The organism is Bacillus sp. TCT6 (assembly GCF_056033845.1).
The window spans coordinates 2,331,807-2,349,314 of record NZ_JBVYHX010000001.1; the positions used below are offsets into that span (position 1 = coordinate 2,331,807).

The 17,508-nt window shown below is 32.6% G+C and carries 21 protein-coding genes and 1 pseudogene; 19 read left to right on the forward strand and 3 right to left on the reverse strand.

Annotated elements, in window-relative coordinates:
* Positions 1 to 9: 9 nt before the first annotated feature.
* The 3 genes and pseudogenes from AC0ONG_RS11805 to AC0ONG_RS11815 all read left to right on the forward strand — a co-directional run bounded on the left by AC0ONG_RS11805 (position 10) and on the right by AC0ONG_RS11815 (position 1,725).
* The gene (locus AC0ONG_RS11805; protein WP_000472921.1) at positions 10 to 435 is read left to right on the forward strand and encodes a DUF4879 domain-containing protein; all 426 of its coding nucleotides are present in this window, start codon (positions 10 to 12) and stop codon (positions 433 to 435) included.
* A 191-nt stretch (positions 436 to 626) separates the two neighbouring features.
* Positions 627 to 1,076, forward strand: a pseudogene (locus AC0ONG_RS11810) (GyrI-like domain-containing protein); the annotation flags it as partial.
* A gap of 22 nt (positions 1,077 to 1,098) precedes the next feature.
* The gene (locus tag AC0ONG_RS11815) at positions 1,099 to 1,725 is read left to right on the forward strand and encodes a DUF1295 domain-containing protein (RefSeq protein WP_228491495.1); all 627 of its coding nucleotides are present in this window, start codon (positions 1,099 to 1,101) and stop codon (positions 1,723 to 1,725) included.
* Positions 1,726 to 1,791: 66 nt separating this feature from the next.
* On the opposite strand, the gene AC0ONG_RS11820 is transcribed toward AC0ONG_RS11815, so the two are convergent.
* Positions 1,792 to 2,496 (reverse strand): hypothetical protein, encoded by a 705-nt coding sequence (locus AC0ONG_RS11820; RefSeq protein WP_000035353.1) that lies wholly within the window; start codon positions 2,494 to 2,496, stop codon positions 1,792 to 1,794.
* Positions 2,497 to 3,006: 510 nt separating this feature from the next.
* Between AC0ONG_RS11820 and AC0ONG_RS11825 the strand changes: the two genes are divergently transcribed.
* From AC0ONG_RS11825 to AC0ONG_RS11840, 4 genes are all read left to right on the forward strand, one after another.
* Positions 3,007 to 3,807: a GNAT family N-acetyltransferase gene (locus tag AC0ONG_RS11825; RefSeq protein WP_016098586.1), complete on the forward strand. Its 801-nt coding sequence runs from the start codon at positions 3,007 to 3,009 to the stop codon at positions 3,805 to 3,807.
* 45 nt (positions 3,808 to 3,852) lie between these two features.
* Positions 3,853 to 4,728 carry a glycerophosphodiester phosphodiesterase gene (locus AC0ONG_RS11830; protein WP_016098587.1) on the forward strand — a complete coding sequence of 292 codons (876 nt, stop codon included), beginning with the start codon at positions 3,853 to 3,855 and terminating at the stop codon, positions 4,726 to 4,728.
* Positions 4,729 to 4,845: 117 nt separating this feature from the next.
* Positions 4,846 to 5,016, forward strand: coding sequence for a hypothetical protein (locus tag AC0ONG_RS11835; protein ID WP_000232343.1), 171 nt, complete (start codon positions 4,846 to 4,848; stop codon positions 5,014 to 5,016).
* Positions 5,013 to 5,858, forward strand: a complete 846-nt coding sequence (locus AC0ONG_RS11840; protein ID WP_016098588.1) for a M15 family metallopeptidase — start codon at positions 5,013 to 5,015, stop codon at positions 5,856 to 5,858. Before AC0ONG_RS11835 ends, AC0ONG_RS11840 begins: the two co-directional genes overlap by 4 nt.
* Before the next feature lie 133 nt (positions 5,859 to 5,991).
* Here AC0ONG_RS11840 and AC0ONG_RS11845 read toward each other — a convergent pair whose 3' ends face one another.
* A complete protein-coding gene (locus AC0ONG_RS11845; RefSeq protein ID WP_000021744.1) occupies positions 5,992 to 6,453 on the reverse strand; it encodes a DUF2306 domain-containing protein in 462 nt (153 codons plus the stop codon).
* Positions 6,454 to 6,627: 174 nt separating this feature from the next.
* Here AC0ONG_RS11845 and AC0ONG_RS11850 point away from each other — a divergent pair, with 174 nt between their 5' ends.
* Entirely contained in the window at positions 6,628 to 7,158 is a 531-nt protein-coding gene (locus AC0ONG_RS11850) for a DUF4269 domain-containing protein (RefSeq protein ID WP_000495184.1), read from the forward strand.
* 44 nt (positions 7,159 to 7,202) lie between these two features.
* Here AC0ONG_RS11850 and norG read toward each other — a convergent pair whose 3' ends face one another.
* Complete coding sequence (norG, locus tag AC0ONG_RS11855) at positions 7,203 to 8,636, reverse strand: efflux pump transcription regulator NorG (protein ID WP_474203589.1); 1,434 nt, start codon at positions 8,634 to 8,636, stop codon at positions 7,203 to 7,205.
* Positions 8,637 to 8,787: 151 nt separating this feature from the next.
* Between norG and AC0ONG_RS11860 the strand changes: the two genes are divergently transcribed.
* The 11 genes from AC0ONG_RS11860 (at position 8,788) to AC0ONG_RS11910 (ending at position 17,464) form a co-directional block, all read left to right on the forward strand.
* Positions 8,788 to 9,702 carry a DMT family transporter gene (locus AC0ONG_RS11860; protein ID WP_000551631.1) on the forward strand — a complete coding sequence of 305 codons (915 nt, stop codon included), beginning with the start codon at positions 8,788 to 8,790 and terminating at the stop codon, positions 9,700 to 9,702.
* Between the two features lie 138 nt (positions 9,703 to 9,840).
* Positions 9,841 to 11,202, forward strand: a complete 1,362-nt coding sequence (locus tag AC0ONG_RS11865; protein ID WP_098437256.1) for a family 8 glycosyl hydrolase — start codon at positions 9,841 to 9,843, stop codon at positions 11,200 to 11,202.
* A 162-nt stretch (positions 11,203 to 11,364) separates the two neighbouring features.
* Positions 11,365 to 12,288, forward strand: coding sequence for a nucleoside hydrolase (locus tag AC0ONG_RS11870; RefSeq protein ID WP_000416781.1), 924 nt, complete (start codon positions 11,365 to 11,367; stop codon positions 12,286 to 12,288).
* Positions 12,289 to 12,365: 77 nt separating this feature from the next.
* Complete coding sequence (locus AC0ONG_RS11875) at positions 12,366 to 12,824, forward strand: GNAT family N-acetyltransferase (protein WP_098437255.1); 459 nt, start codon at positions 12,366 to 12,368, stop codon at positions 12,822 to 12,824.
* A 30-nt stretch (positions 12,825 to 12,854) separates the two neighbouring features.
* Positions 12,855 to 13,202: a divalent cation tolerance protein CutA gene (cutA, locus tag AC0ONG_RS11880; RefSeq protein ID WP_001160789.1), complete on the forward strand. Its 348-nt coding sequence runs from the start codon at positions 12,855 to 12,857 to the stop codon at positions 13,200 to 13,202.
* A 16-nt stretch (positions 13,203 to 13,218) separates the two neighbouring features.
* On the forward strand, positions 13,219 to 13,665 hold the full coding sequence (locus AC0ONG_RS11885; protein WP_000836826.1) for an NUDIX domain-containing protein: 447 nt from the start codon (positions 13,219 to 13,221) through the stop codon (positions 13,663 to 13,665).
* Positions 13,666 to 13,864: 199 nt separating this feature from the next.
* Positions 13,865 to 14,125: a heterocycloanthracin/sonorensin family bacteriocin gene (locus AC0ONG_RS11890; RefSeq protein WP_001071342.1), complete on the forward strand. Its 261-nt coding sequence runs from the start codon at positions 13,865 to 13,867 to the stop codon at positions 14,123 to 14,125.
* A gap of 102 nt (positions 14,126 to 14,227) precedes the next feature.
* Positions 14,228 to 15,244, forward strand: coding sequence for a serine hydrolase domain-containing protein (locus AC0ONG_RS11895; RefSeq protein ID WP_098437254.1), 1,017 nt, complete (start codon positions 14,228 to 14,230; stop codon positions 15,242 to 15,244).
* A 31-nt stretch (positions 15,245 to 15,275) separates the two neighbouring features.
* Entirely contained in the window at positions 15,276 to 15,419 is a 144-nt protein-coding gene (locus AC0ONG_RS11900) for a hypothetical protein (RefSeq protein ID WP_000653680.1), read from the forward strand.
* A gap of 280 nt (positions 15,420 to 15,699) precedes the next feature.
* Complete coding sequence (locus AC0ONG_RS11905; RefSeq protein ID WP_000814379.1) at positions 15,700 to 16,908, forward strand: L-lactate MFS transporter; 1,209 nt, start codon at positions 15,700 to 15,702, stop codon at positions 16,906 to 16,908.
* A gap of 130 nt (positions 16,909 to 17,038) precedes the next feature.
* Positions 17,039 to 17,464, forward strand: coding sequence for a GNAT family N-acetyltransferase (locus tag AC0ONG_RS11910; RefSeq protein WP_000706901.1), 426 nt, complete (start codon positions 17,039 to 17,041; stop codon positions 17,462 to 17,464).
* The last annotated feature ends 44 nt before the right edge of the window (positions 17,465 to 17,508 follow it).

Below are 17,508 nucleotides of genomic sequence, written 5' to 3' on the forward strand. Positions count from 1 at the left end.
ATGTTTTTTATGTTTAAAAAAGCAGCACTAGGGATTTCATCGTTAGCAATCACAGCGTTCGTCGGATTAGGGATGGCAACAGAAGCTTCAGCTGGACCAGCAGCACCACTTACTTCACTAAACGTCGTACAAGTAGAGTCTGAGCTGGGCGGAGTAGAAACAATTAACCAAAACAGCTTTAGCACAACACGTAACCACGGGGGAAAATACTTATATATTACAACGAAAGAGATGGGATACGGTCAAAATCCGTTTACTAAAATGAATGGTTCTAATGTAAAAAGTATTGGATCCACAATAATCGGCGGAAAACCAATCGTTGGCTGGTATTACAAATGGGATGCATCTGGACATCAACAAGGAACATTTGAATACCAAAAAACATCTATAAACGCGCCATTTAATACAATGCGTACGTCAATTTATATCCAATAATTTTTGAAAACGTTCGCACATATAGAATAGTTAAAAAGGTACTTCTAGGAGTACCTTTTTTTGATTTGAATCACGTTCATCTATATTTACAATTCCGATTCCATAGCAAGAACACTTCCCATAAAACAAAATCCTTAACGTCTATAAAATTTATATGAACGCGTAGTACAAGTCCTCTCCAGTTAAAGTACATAGGTTACTTAAATCATATTGAGATTAATCTTGTAAATCACTTAACCTATAATATATTATCTCAGCGAAAACAAATTAATACCGCTGATTTCCTAACACACTTTAATGAGTTGTTTAGTAAAATTTCATTTGAAAATTTATTACCTAGTGCAAAACCACTTGCTATATTCCATAGTTCAGAATATGTACCTGAAAATTATGATGTAGAAATTGCGATTCCCCTTGCAGAAGCCACTAATAAAACAAAAGTGTTTAATCCCGGTCTTTGCGCAATGGCTACGCTTATTGGTTCTTACGAAGAATTACCTTTTATTCATACAAAGCTACATGTTTGGATTGAAGAAAATAACTATAAACTGAATGGCGCTCCGTTTGAAGTTTATAAAACGAATCCTTATAGCACACAGGAGGAGAATAACATCATAGAAGTATATTTTCCTATAAAATGAATAAAGGAAGGGGTGTATCACAATGTATGGTATAAACCGGCCAACAATAAAAGAAAAAATATTAATTTTAGTTACTGAGATTATCTATCTAATCATTGCGTTTTACTTGCTTTTCATTACTTATTTCAAACAAGGCATTTCAATAGGGTTGTTTATAGCTTTAATTATCACCGCTTTACGATTAACAGCTATGATGTTTATATGGTTGCCTAGAGGGATTTCATGGCAAGAAGCCATTATGAACAGTATTGCTTTTGGAATTTATTATTTAGGTTTTCCAATCTTAATGATTACTAGTAATCAGGATCCTAATTTAATATTACTTACAATAGGTTGGATATTATTTTTAGGAGGAAGTATGTTAAACACAGTTTCAGAGCTACTTAGAAAATCCTTTAAAGATAATTCTGTAAATCAAGGTAAGCTATATACAGGCGGTTTATTTAAATATGCGATTCATATTAATTATCTGGGGGATTGCCTTTGGGTGTTAGGTTTAGCATTTATCTCTAGCAATATTTATAGTTTGTTTATATCTCTAGGCCTGTTCTTTGTATTTATTTTTGAATATATTCCAAAATCTGATGCTTACTTACAGATAAAGTATGGAGAACAATTTACAGTGTATAAACAGAATACAAAAAACTAATACCGTTTATTTGGTAAATCAGTTTCATAAATTATAAAAAGCGCAGGATCAGCATCCTGCGCTTTTCTATCGTAATTCAGCTGTTTTTCTAATAACAATTTTATCAATATCATCTTCTTCATCACCAATAAATAATCCTCGTTCTTTTAAATACGCTTCAAAATATAAATCAGCTTCAGCGCGTTCATCATATGGCTTTACAGAGAGAACGAAACCTAATTTGTTTTGTTCTTCTAAATGAGAAGTGGAGATGTAAGCCGGTACATTATGGCGTAAAAAGAGTTCTTTAACCGGAATAATCATATCTTTCATTAATTTCGTTAGCATACCCATTTCAAACTCGAAATTAAAGCGATCTATACTAGACAAATCAGCGAATACTACACCGATAAAACCTGTATTAAATACTTCTTGATATTCTACATCTTCGTCATGGTCGCCGTAAAAATTCTTTTCGATTAAATAATTTACAAAATAAGCAACGCCATCACTTTGTTCAAATGGTTTCGTTGAAAGAACAAAACCAATTTTCTTTTGTTTATGTAAATACACACATGACATGTATGCTGAAATGTTATGTTCTTTAAATAAAGCACTTGTTGCTCCAGAGAGACCATCTAATACGTGATGAACAATTTGAAGTTTTTTACGAGCGAAATAATAGGATTTCTTTTGTAACTCCAATGTATCAATAAAGACAGAGCCGATAAAGCCTGTATTTGAAATAATAGGTGCTTGCTTTTTTCTTCCTCTGCGCTTTAATGGAGCCATTGTTAAAATCATCCCTTCATGTACGTTTAAAATAAAAAGAACGTTTGTTCGTATATTTATATTTTACTATTAAAACGCTATAAAGTAAAGGGTTTTTGATGAAAATATAACAAAAAAGACACCTTATAAAAGGTGCCTTAAACGCTGTAAGGAATAGGGTTTACCCTAACTATTTATATTATGATACAGAAACAATCTCTTCTGTATCTTCTACATCTAAATGACAGTCCATAGTACGAACATCTTGATCTTCATGACTTCCGAAATAAATAGTAATTTTCATATGTATCGCTCCTTTATTCTAGGAATACCTAAAATAATTACTAGTAATGTTAATATTTATTATATACCACTTTTTTCATTCCGACAACGTTATATCATTTTTAATTATTTTAAACTATAGAGCACAATTTAAAGAGGTACTTTTTATAGAAAATGGTAAATTTCTAATATGTTATATTTAATATAGAAAAATTCGAGTGTTACTTTTTATGAAAAGGAGAACTATTGATGAATTATAAACAACTATTACTAGATAACTTTGCATTTAAAACTTCATATATTGCACAATTTGTGCCCGGAATGAGTATAAAAAAAACGAAAGATTATATTTCTGTTGATTGTGGATTACCTGCCGATACATTTAATATCATCACTCTACTAAACAATAATTTAACGGAAGGGATCGAGAAATTATATAAAGAGGTAGAATACTATTATCAAAGAAATTTTCCAATGAGTGTTTGGTTATGGGATGAGGAGCAAGAGCGGGATATAAAAAGTGAGTTAATTAAAATCGGTTTAAAAGAAGTGGAACAGAATATTGCGATGGTAGCAGACTTAAAAACAATTTCCCCAACAATAAACATGCCAGTAAGTTTTACTATTCAACAAGCAGCTTCCCCTGGACAAATAAATAAATTTGGAGAAACGTTAGCTCATCTATTCGGCACATCAGAAGAAGGTATACATGTACAAGCATTCTATAATCAAATTTCTAATCTTGATATATGTAACAGTGAGAATCTGAAATTATTTTTAGGGTTATATGAAGGTGAAGTCGTAACTGTTGGTTCATTGATATGTTCAAAAGATAGTATTGGTATTTATGACATAGCAACTAAAGAAGGAATGAGAGGACGAGGGTTCGGATCTACTATGTTCAATTTCCTTCTGCAAGAAGCACAAAAATTTAAAAATACTTATTGTGTATTACAAGCTTCACACGATGGAATCAATATTTATAAAAAATCGGGATTTCAAGCTATCGGTAAAATGACTGTATTGGAAAATCGACATTTAATTGAGTAAATCATTCTAGTTAAATCGTCTTTATATAGGAGCTTATAAATCGTTATGAAAAAGATATATCTTGTTACAATAATTTGTGCCTTTATAGTAATAAGTATCTTTGTTTTTCAGAAAATAAATGAACATAAGTATACTAAAGCTATTAATCAATCAAATCATATAAAAAATATCGCACATAGAGGTGCTTCTGCGTACGCACCTGAACATACAATAGCAGCATATAAATTAGGACAACAAATGAATGGAGATTATATAGAAATTGACCTCCAAATGACAAAAGATGGACATTTAGTGGCTATGCATGACGAAACCTTAAATCGTACAACAAATGGTACTGGGCTAGTGAAAGAGCATACATTAGAAGAAATAAAGCAACTAAATGCAGGTTCTTTTTTTTATGAAAAATATCCGAACTTAGCAAAGAAAGAATTTGAAAATGCTAAAGTCCCAACATTAAAAGAAATTATTGAAACGTTTGGGCATAACGCGAACTATTATATCGAAACAAAATCACCTGATGAATATTTAGGAATGGAAGAAAAATTATTAGAAATTATTAATTACTACGAAATACAGGATAAAGTTATTATTCAATCGTTTAGTGAAGAAAGTCTACAAAAGATTCATAGCTTAAATAGTAATATATCCATAGTACAATTATTACCTTATAAAAAAGCAGTTCAATTAACAAAATTAGAGATAGAAAAGTATAAAATGTACTGCATAGGTCTTGGTATGAATTACAAATATATCGATTCAGATTATGTAAAGAAAATAAAGAAAAGTGGATTAGAAGTTCATCCATTTACAGTAGATAATGAAAATGATATGAAAAAGTTACTTGCATGGGGAGTCGACGGGATGTTTACCAATTATCCAGATCATTTACATTCAATATTGGATTTGAAAAATCATGAATAAGTAGTGTTATTCATAAAGGGAAAATTTACACAACCTGTATACTAGGATTATCAATGCAAGAAGGCATGTATCATATCAAAAGAAAATACCAAAAACCGCAACTGGAAGACCTAGGTTGTGGTTTTTTATTGCTTTGATTTCAGTTTACAAAGTTTGAAGCTAGAAGTGAAAACCTTTTTAGATGAATTGGCTTCTTATGTATTTGTACTTCGTATCGTTCTAGGTATATGTACAACCCATGAGACGAATTTTGCATATGATAATAGAAAAGGAGATGTTGCATATTGAAATACCACAATAGAAATGTAAGTAATCTGAATAAATTAGCGGATAATACGAAAGCTACCGCTTTTAAGTGGTATCAGTACTGCATTGACAATGGTATTGAAGTGTTAATTTACGAAACAATCCGTACGGTCGAGCAACAACGTGAATATGTTCGTAAAGGAGCATCGCAAACGATGCGCTCATATCACTTAGTAGGACAAGCATTAGATTTTGTTCCAATTCAGTCGAATGGTACAGAAGATTGGAATGGCTATAATAAAGAACCGTGGGCATCAGCAATTCGTTATGCTAAACAAATTGGCTTTGAATGGGGCGGTGACTGGAAAGGATTTGTGGATAGCCCGCATTTGCAATATAACTACAAAGGGTATGGAACGGATACTTTTGGAAAAGGTTTTCAAAACGTAGCGACTCCTCCTCCAACGAATGATGGTGTAGGGGTAGCTTATATTAACGGTAGCAATGTAAATTTACGAAAAGGACCTGGTACTGGATATGGTGTTATTCGCCAATTAGGGAAAGGAGAGTCCTACAAAGTATTTGGGCAATCAAATGGCTGGTTAAATTTAGGTGGCGATCAGTGGATTTATAACGATCCATCATATATTCGTTATACGGGAGGAAATGTACCCGCAACTTCACAATCATCAAACGATGGTGTAGGCGTAGTTACTATAATAGCGGATGTATTGCGTGTTCGTACCGGACCAGGAACAAATTACGGTATTGTGAAAAATGTGTACCAAGGTGCAAAATATCAATCGTTTGGATATAAAGATGGTTGGTATAATGTTGGTGGAAATCAATGGGTTTCTGGTGAATATGTTACATTTGTAAAGTAAAAATAAGAGCCGTCCTGTTGGGCGGCATTTTATTATAGATGTTCATAGGACGAGTGCTCATAATATCATTCGTAATATATAGAGTATAATTTTTCATTCTAATAATCAGAAAGTAATCAAAATGTAATTAATTTTAACTACGCTTTTTATATTTTTTTGATACACTGGCTACGAGGGGGATACCAATTAATGTGGGTAAAAACCAAAACCATATTGGCGGAAGTAAATTTATAATGGGAATATGGATGCCGACATTTACTAAAAGTGCGGTGACTGCACCTATATAAGAACCTAACATACCTCTAATGTGGTGATGGAGCCAATTTTTCCAACGTTTTTTTCGTGCGAGGTATCCATAAATTGCAAATGAATAAGAGAAGATTGCTACATAAAATAAATATGCGATTTTATCCCAGTTGATAATGGATAATATTATTGCCGTAAGGGTAATGACAACATAGGATGCATGATATATCTCGCCCCATTCAGTATGTTTTCCTTTCTTCTTTTGAGCAACCATCGCTACAATACCAGTGATTAAGCATATTGTTCCAAATAGTATGTGTATGGTTAAAAGAATGTTAAAAATGCTCATAATAATTCCTCCTTTTTTATTTTTATAGTATTGCAGTATAGGAGAAAAGTTGAAACATATTGTTTGTTGGCCTTAATATATTGAAATAAAGGTAATCCTAGAACAAATTTAAACGGACAAATTTTTCTTGATTTTAGTGAGCCACGTATTACGTGAAATGAAGGAGAGACTTCCATGTTTACATCTATTACATATTTACAATCAGGGAATGACAAACAACAAAAGGTATATGATGTTTTAAATAAACTAAACATAATGGAGGATTTAGCTTTGTATAGTCCCGTTCTTTGCGGGACAATCCCTATAAGAATTGATACTCTCCAATCTGACTTAGATATAGTAATGGAAGTACATAACTTTGATGTTTTTGAGCAGGAAATGAGATCTTTATATGGTTCTTATAGAGGGTTCAATATAAAAAAGAAAAAAATGAAAGGTACTGAATCGATAAAGGTAAATTTTGAATTCGAAGGTTTTGAATTTGAATTATTTGCTCAGCCTAAGCCAGTGCGTAACCAAAATGCATATAGACATATGATAGTAGAGCACATGCTATTAATGCAGCATCCACATATAAGGGAAGAAATTCTTCGCTTGAAAGAGAACGGTATAAAAACAGAACCTGCTTTTGCTCAAGTATTAAACATTGAAGGAGATCCTTATGAAGGACTTATTGTGTTGGGGCAGGAAATGCGGTTGTGGTAAATAAGATACATAAAAACTCCTCTATAGAAAAAGAGGAGTTTTTATTATGCCATTAGCTTACGGATTAATTCACTCAGCAATTTAACCCCGTGAGTCATTTGTTCTGGAGAAGCATATCCATATGATAAACGAATGTACGGTTCTGATTCTTCTTCATAAATACGTCCTGGATTTAAAAGAATTCCCTTTGATAGTGCCTCTGAAAATAATTTCTTCATCGGAATGCTAGGTACAACCTTAAGCCATATAAAGAATCCGCCGTTAGGAATATCCCAAGTGGCAATATCTGCACAATACTTATTTAAAGCCCGTATCATGATTTGTCTTCGTTCTTTTAGTTGAATTCTTACGTTTGCAACATGTTCTTCATAAAAACCTTTTTTTATCCATTCAGCAGCAACTCTTTGGGATAACGAACTCGATCCATAGTCTGTTTGCATTTTTATATCTGACAATCTTTCAATAACTGGTTCAGGTCCAATAATCCATCCAATTCTAAGTCCTGGTCTAAGTGTTTTAGATAGACTACCAACATATAATACATGTCCATGTTTATCTATTGATTTTAAAGGAGCTGGAGGGGGTTCATCAATCCATAACTCACGATAAATATCATCTTCAATAATAGGTAACTGTTCCTTTTCACATATCTTTATTATTTCTTTTCTTCGTTCTTGAGACATTAATATCCCAGTTGGGTTTTGAAAACTAGGAATAGAATATAAAATGTTTTTCTTTTGACTGTATTTAATGCGTTTTAATAATTCGTTAGGTAAAATACCGTGATGATCCATAGCTATACCAGATAAATTTATATTTGCTGATTGAAATACATGAAGTGAATATAAGTAAGAAGGTTGTTCAAGTAAAACAGTTGATTCTCTATGCAAAAGACCAATTGATATTAATTGCAATGCTTGTAATGCACCAGAGACGATTAATATAGAACCCGGTGATACATGTATTCCGAATGATTTTACGTAGTTACTTATTGCCTCACGTAACGGTAAAAAACCTTTTTGTTCTTCGTATCCGAAATAATCTAATTCGTCACTTACGTTTTTCATAATGGACTGCATCGTTTTTAGCGGGAAAATTTGAGGTGCAAGTTCACCTTTACTAAGATGGATAAGTGTTTTATTTGCTTCTGCTTCATTTATTTCTCGTACCATTAACTTGCTAGGTTTATGAATACCAGCTTTTACATATTCACTCCAATCAGGCGGGGGATTCGTCGCTAATAATGACCATGTATTATTTGTTACAACTGTTCCTGCTCCGATTTTCCCTTGAATTAAGCCATCTGCCATAAGTTCATCGAGCGCAGTTATTACAGTACTTCGATTTACATGAAATAATTTTGCTAACTGCCTTTGACTAGGGATCTTACTTCCGATCGGCCATTCTCCGTTTTCGATTTTTTCTTTCATATAATCTACTATCTGCCGATATTTAGGCAGTTTTTTATTCGTTGTCATAAAAAAACTCCCTCGTTCAATTTAAAAATGCCAAGTGGTTGGTTTTTACGATAAATAACTGGTTGAAGACATTGTATCAACTATTAAATATGATGAAAAGAAATAATTGGTAATTTAAAAATGGTTGGTTTATTAGAAAGGGAGAGAAAACATGCATAATAAAAAATGGGATTTACGCATTATATATGCACACGCGTTTACGATTCTTATATGGGGAACTGCTTTTCCGGCAATTCGTATGGGGCTTGAATCTTATACACCTGAGCATCTTACTTTACTACGCTTATTAATCGCTTCATTTATACTTCTGTTGTTTTCTTTTATCTACAAGTTACGGCTACCGGATTTAAAGGATATCCCAGCAATTTTTATGTTCGGTGCTTTAGGATTCACTTTTTATCACATTGCATTAAACTACGGCGAAAAAACAGTAAATGCTGGTTCTGCAAGTTTAATTGTTTCGGTCACACCTATAGTAACGGCAATTCTTGCTTCTATATTTTTAAACGAAAAAATGAAATTAAATGGTTGGATCGGTGGTGTAATTAGTTTTATAGGAATTGCTCTCATATCATTTAGTCAAGGAGATGCTATTCAATTGAATAGTGGGGGATTATTTATATTATTAGCAGCGATTTCAGAAAGCCTATATTTTGTTTTTCAAACTTCTTACTTAAAAAAGTACGGCTTCTTACCATTTACCATATATACAATTTTATCTAGTACTGTATGTATGCTTATTTTCTTACCGGGAATGTATCAAGAAATACTAGCAGCTCCTCTTGAAGTGAATGTGAGTGTTTTATATTTAGGCTTATTTCCAACAGTACTCCCATATATCGCATTGGCCTATATCATATCTCATGCTGGTGCTGCTGAGGCAACAAGCTCTCTATATTTAACCCCAGTAACTGCATGTTTTATTGCTTGGTTATGGTTAGGAGAAGTGCCAACTTTAGTTTCGATAATTGGCGGAGGGATTACTATACTTGGTATCGTGATTGCTCATATACCAGTATTAAGAAAAGAAAAACATAGGAATTTAGCAAATAATCAATCCGTATAACGTAATTCAATAATAATTTTATGATACTTTTTCATATAGTTTCTTTCTTATGTTGATAAATATAATATTTTGTATTTCAGTTAAATATTGTATGTTACATTTTATGTAGTAAGCATTTTAAAAGGAGATGACAACATAATGAATGGAAAAAGAAATATTTTCACATGTATTTCTATTATAGGAATCGGTCTAGCTAGTTTTTCTAGTTTTAGTTTCGCAGCAAATGTAACGGACAATTCAGTACAAAATTCTATTCCCATAGTTAATCAACAAGTAGCTGCTGCAAAGGAAATGAAACCATTTCCCCAGCAAGTTAATTATGCAGGTGTTATAAAACCTACTCATGTTACACAGGAAAGTTTAAATGCTTCTGTAAGAAGTTACTACGATAATTGGAAAAAGAAATATTTGAAAAATGATTTATCTTCTTTACCTGGTGGTTATTACGTAAAAGGAGAGATTACGGGTGATGCGGATGGGTTTAAGCCACTTGGAACTTCAGAAGGTCAAGGGTATGGGATGATAATTACAGTATTAATGGCTGGTTACGATTCGAATGCCCAAAAAATCTATGATGGTTTATTTAAAACAGCAAGAACTTTTAAAAGCTCTCAAAATCCTAATTTAATGGGATGGGTTGTCGCAGATAGTAAAAAAGCACAAGGTCATTTTGATTCTGCTACTGATGGGGATTTAGATATTGCGTATTCTCTTCTTCTTGCTCATAAGCAGTGGGGATCAAATGGAACAGTTAATTATTTAAAAGAAGCACAAGACATGATTACAAAAGGTATTAAAGCTAGTAATGTTACAAATAATAGCCGACTAAATTTAGGAGATTGGGATTCTAAAAATTCACTTGATACGAGGCCATCTGATTGGATGATGTCACACCTTAGAGCATTTTATGAATTTACAGGTGATAAAACTTGGCTTACTGTTATTAATAATTTGTACGATGTTTATACGCAATTTAGTAATAAGTACTCTCCAAATACAGGACTTATTTCAGATTTCGTTGTAAAAAACCCACCACAACCCGCACCTAAAGACTTCTTAGAGGAGTCAGAATATACAAATGCATATTATTACAATGCTAGTCGGGTACCATTGAGAATTGTAATGGACTATGCGATGTACGGCGAGAAAAGAAGTAAAGTCATTTCTGATAAAGTCTCTTCATGGATTCAAAATAAAACGAATGGAAATCCTTCTAAAATTGTGGATGGTTATCAATTAAATGGATCTAATATTGGTAGTTATTCAACTGCTGTATTTGTTTCACCGTTTATTGCTGCAAGTATAACGAGTAGCAATAATCAAAAGTGGGTAAATAGCGGTTGGGATTGGATGAAGAATAAGAGAGAAAGCTATTTTAGTGATAGTTATAATTTATTAACTATGTTATTTATTACAGGAAATTGGTGGAAACCTGTACCTGATGATAAAAAAATACAAAATCAAATAAATGATGCAATTTATGAAGGATACGATAATTAATTAAATTTGAGAATGGTTACTTAAGAAAGGAATTAGCATACGCTAGTTCCTTTTTAATATTTTGTAAAACATTATCCATTCTAAAATTCGCATAGATATACTTGCTTTTTTCATATACATAGTTATTGATGACTCTATGTTTTTATGAGGGGAGAGTATTTCTTGGAAAAAGTATTATTTTTCGGAGACCCAGGTATTGATGACTCATTTGCCATTATGTATGGTTTACTGCATCCCGAAATTGAAATTGTAGGTATTGTAACTGGATACGGAAATGTTGAGCATATACATGCTGCACATAATGCAGCGTATATTTTACAGTTAGCAAATAGACAAGACATTCCTGTCATTAGTGGTGCAACAAAACCACTTACAGAAGAAATTACTACGTACTACCCTGAAATTCACGGAGCAGAAGGATTAGGGCCCATCCATGTTCCAGAAAGCGTATTATCTATTCCAATATACAATTTTGGTAGTATCGCTGCGATTCTTGTAAAGTACGGAAAAGATTTAACGATTGTTGATGTAGGAAGATCTACCTCGTTAGCAATTGCTTTTAATTTATGGAATGATTTAATGCTAGATGTAAAAGCAATATATTTCATGGGTGGTGTTTTTTTAGAAGTAGGAAACGTTACGCCGTTAGCAGAGGCAAATGTGTATGGAGATCCTATAGCAAGTAAAATTGTTTTCCATCAAGCAAAGAATTTATTAATATTCCCTTTAAATGTAACAAACAAAGCTGTGTTAACACCAAATGTATTTAGCTATATTCAAGCTAATACAAAGAATCCATTTCATATGATAATGAAACCAATGTATGACTACTATTTATCTGCATACCAAAAACTTAATCCATCTATCGAAGGACCTTTGCTACATGATGTGGTTGCAATAAGTGGATTAGTAAATCCAAGTTTTTTTGAATTTGTGCATCGTACAGTAAATGTAGATACATACGGAGATACGAAAGGACAAACATTTGCTGATTTCCGCCCTAGCTCTATACCTGAAGGGGCCCATATAGCATTAGAAATAGATGAACAAAAATTCATTCAAGATTTTATAAAAATCATGTTATAAGTTGTTGTCGAAAAAGGGAATTATTTCAATGCGTTGAATATAAAAATACATCCCTCTAGATAAAGGAGCTTACAATATTGAATGTCCAGTTAAAGGTTGTTACGAGAGAAAATTGGGAAGAAGCATTAAAGCTACAAGTTAAAGAAAATCAGTTGAAATTTGTTCCATCCGTAGCAGTTTCGCTTGCTAAAGTATATATAAAACCAGATGGTGACAATGTAGAGTACATACCATTCGCTATATACGTTGGTGACCTTATAGTTGGTTTTGTAATGCATGCAGTTGTAAGAAAGACATCAGATATGTATTGGATTAACGGATTTATTATTGATCAATCGCAGCAAGGTAATGGATATGGAAAAGCAGCATTACAAGAAAGTATTAATATAATAAAAAATACTTTTAAATCGTGTAAAGAAATTAGATTAACCGTACATAAAGATAATATCTCTGCAAAGAAACTATATGAACGATACAGTTTCAAATCATTAGAACAGGAGTATGATGGCGAGCAAGTATATCGTTTATTTGTTTAACTATTAGGAAGTAAAGGCGTGAAATGAAATATGCAATTTACTGAAGTGAAAATTGAAGTGTTCATTCCTGAAGAATATATTGAAACATTAAGGGATGAATTAAATAAAATTGGAGCATGTAAAACGGGCGAATATGACCATTGTCTTTCCTATAGTTCAGTGAAAGGATATTGGAGACCGTTAGACGAGGCATCTCCTTTTAATGGAGAAATTGGTCGAATATGCGAAGGGCAAGAATGTAAAGTTGAAATAAAGTGTAAACGAGAACTTGTAAAAGATGCTCTTGAAGTTATTAATGATATTCATCCGTATGAAACACCTATGATTTATATTATACCAATACTAAATGACTATTTTGAGCAACTATACATTGAATAACTAGGAGGAATATCAATTGAAAAGTAAATTTCATCATATTGTACGAGCAGTCATGATAAAAGATGAAAAATTATTAGTTGCTGAATATATTGGCCATCATTATTTTTTACCTGGTGGCCATGTTGAAATTGGAGAATCAGCAGAGAATGCATTAATAAGAGAGTTAAGAGAAGAACTTGGAGTAAACTGTAGTATACAACAATTTTTAGGAGTCATAGAAAATCAATGGCAAGATAAAGAAGTGCTTCATCATGAAATTAACCACATTTTTGAAGTAGAGTCACAAGATTTACATACGGACTTACCACCGAAATCTAGCGAGTCTCATTTAGCATTTCAATGGATAGATTGTAATAAAGAAGCCTTAAATCATTATGAAATCATGCCAATGCCTTTAGTGAAGGAATTACTAGAAAGAAAGTTAAGTGATGAACTACTAAATTGTTGGATTAGTAATTTTTAAATCACTTTATTTATAGTAAATACGTCCATCGAATGAATATAAAGAAAATAGGCTGAAAAACAAGGTACATCACCTAGTGTAAGTTCATATTTTGTTGATGTACGCATTTAGTCTATAGTCTTGTTTCTACTTTGTTCACAAGAATTTATTAACTTTAATATTTGGGCGGAATTTATATTTATAAATGGAGGGGTTCTTAATGAATCAGTTTCAACATGAACTACAAACATTAAATCTTAATGATTATCAAACTGGTAATGTTGTGTATTGGGATCAACAACAAAGTCAATATCCATACTACTACATTCAAGACGATGCACGTCGTTGTGGCGGATGCGGAGGTTGTGGTGGTCGCTGTGGTGGATGTGGCGGTGGAAGATGCGGAGGTTGTGGTGGTCGTTGTGTAGGATGCGCTGGTTGTTTCGGTTGTTTTAACTGCTGGAACTGGTGGATCATATAAGTATAGAAAATCAATAATATTTCGCATGAAAGAAAGGTGTAAATATTCTTTTATACTTTTCTTTCATGCGGTAATTTTTTATTCGTGTTAAGGGGGATGTATTTGTATACATATGATAAGTTAATTTCTTGGGTAGAAAATATAAAAGAAGAAAATCATAGTTCTGCAGCAGCACTGAGCATTATAAAAGATAATAAAATTGTACTAGAGCATTATAGTGGTTACCACTCAAATACCTCTACAAGTAAAAAAGTAACCGCGTCATCACAATTCAACGTTGCTTCTGCGAGAAAAAGTTATTTAGGTTTAATGGTAGCATACGCACTTTACGAAGGGAAAATAAACTCTATTGATGATGAAGCGATAAAATATTTTAAAGACTTTGATCCTGTATTGCTTGGTAAAACGACGATAAGACATTTAGTAACACATTCGCACGGATTAGAAGAAACGAATGACGGGACAATTTTTCGTGAATTTGAACCGGGACAATCATGGGCGTATAGAGATATTAATGTAAGAATGATGACACGTCTTATTTATCAGCTATATAACAAAAGTTTTCCTGAATTGTTAAAAGAGCGTGTTTTTAAACCTGCTAAATTTCAAGAAACAGGATGGAGAATACAGCAAGATGAAAATTTGGTTGAAATTATTAATAATCCAAATGAAGACCCGATAAGTGGAATTGGTACAGTAAATGATGGTACTGAAAAAAATCTATTTGTCTCAGCTAGAGAATTTGCGCAGTGGGGCAATCTTCATCTAAATCAAGGCATGATACATGATAAACAAATCGTTCCAAAAGAAGTTATAAAAATTGCTACGAGTTTGCAGAGTCCAACATTTATAAACAAAGAGCTACCACAAAATGGGGTGTTTTGGTTCATCCAAAATGAGCCTGCACAATTAAGCGAACTTGGTGAACGTATTCCAAAAGGGTCGTATCAAATATTAGGGATTACTGGACCGACTATTTTAGTAATACCTGAATATAATGTAGTTGTTGCAAAAATGTATAATAAAAGATATAACTACGGCGGTGATAATTACTTATATTATTTACGTGAATTTAGTAATTTAGTCGCTGATACATTTAGTAACCGTATTAGGGCATAATTACTCCTATAACAAAAAGGGGTGATTGAAAGTGAAAGATAAAGTGAACAAAAATAAAAAGCAAAATATAAAAGATGTAAATACAGAGCAAAATGCAATTTATAGCGATCCTAAAGATGCAGCTAATATGCAAACTGTACCGCAGCCGAAAGATTTTGATGAAATCGAATATTAATTTTTCATCCGACTATATGATGAATGAAAAATACGTCTTAAGTCTCATAACATTTAAGAAATTATTTGATAACATATATACATAAGCATTTGAAAATGTCTTATCTTAACAAAGCTTTCTTTAGAAATATCTGATATAACCTGCAAAAGGCACTTCTTTATGAAGTGTCTTTTTGTGTATATGAACTTAATTACCATTTTCCGTACAGTATCTTGTAATTTATGATGGATATACTAACTGTGAAAATTCATGTCAAGATAAAAGAAGGGGACAAGTTAGTATGAAACAAAGTTCTATAAATCCGTTACTAATTGTTCTAGGTACAATCATTGTTCAAATTGGCCTTGGAACAATTTATACATGGAGTTTATTTAATCAACCCCTTGTAAGTAAGTTTGGATGGAATCTTAATTCAGTAGCGATAACTTTCTCCATAACAAGTTTTTCTTTATCATTCTCAACTTTATTTGCAGCAAAGTTGCAGAAAAAATTAGGACTTCGAAAACTTATTGCTACTGCAGGAATTGTTTTAGGACTCGGCTTAATACTTAGTTCACAAGTTTCTTCTTTACCACTATTATATTTATTAGCTGGTGTCGTTGTTGGTTATGCGGATGGAACAGCTTATATTACATCACTATCTAATTTAATTAAATGGTTTCCAAATCGGAAAGGGCTTATTTCAGGTATATCTGTATCAGCGTATGGAATGGGCAGCTTAATCTTTAGATATATAAACGGAAATCTTATCGATAACCTTGGTGTATCACAAGCATTCTTATATTGGGGTATTATCGTGTTACTTTTAGTGTTAATCGGATCGTTCTTCTTACGTGAGGCAATTGTAAGTAATGCTGTAACTGAAACATTACACAATGACTATACTCCGCGTGAAATGATGCGAACGAAACAAGTATATCTGCTATTTTTTATGTTATTCACCTCGTGTATGGGTGGTTTGTATTTAATCAGTATGGTAAAAGATATCGGCGTACAACTCGTTGGACTTAGCGCAGCAACTGCTGCAAACGCCGTTGCTATGATTGCAATCTTTAATACAGTAGGTAGAATCATTCTTGGGACGTTATCAGATAAAATCGGCCGAATGAAAATTGTCTCTGCAACGTTTATTATTATAGGATTGTCAGTCTTTACTTTAAGTTTTATCCCGCTAAATTACGGAATCTATTTTGCTTGTGTAGCAAGTGTCGCCTTTTGCTTCGGTGGTAATATAACTATATTCCCAGCTATTGTCGGAGATTTCTTTGGATTAAAAAACCATAGTACAAATTACGGCATTGTCTACCAAGGTTTCGGATTTGGTGCGCTTGCAGGATCATTTATTGGAGCGATACTCGGGGGATTTCAACCAACTTTCATTATAATCGGTGTTTTAAGTGTTATTTCCTTCATTATTTCAATATTAATCCGTCCACCAACTGCAGAGAAGACAAAGGAACTAAAACATCTACATCGGAAAGTTGCTTAATTTTAAAAAGAGTCCTCATGTTAGGGCTCTTTTTTATTCCATTAACTTTGCTTCTTTACTAACTCATTAAAGACAGGACAATATCATTATAAAATTGAATAGATAAGTAAAAAGGAGCGTGACACTTAAAATGAAAATAGTACAGCAGTGGGTACAAGAAGATAGTGATTACATAAGAGAGAAAGTAATTGAATATAATCAAAAATATCTCGCAGATGAAGAAAAAACACCTTCAGAAAAGGTTAGTTTCATAGTAAGAAATGAAAAAGAAGAAATCGTAGGTGGGGTAACAGCAATAATTTTTTGGCACCATGTACACGTTGACTTTCTATGGGTTTCTGAAGAATATAGACACGAAGGTTATGGAACCAAGTTAATAAAACTTATTGAAGAATTTGCAATTGAAAAAGAGTGTAGGTTAATCAATTTAGATACTTTTAGCTTTCAAGCACCTGCTTTTTATAAAAAACATGGATATAAAGTAATTGGAGTAAGTGAAGATCATCCGAAAGGACATAATCATTATTATTTAGAAAAACGGCTAAAAAGTATATAGAATTTGTTAACATTAGTATTTGGAATACAAATGTAATCAAGGCG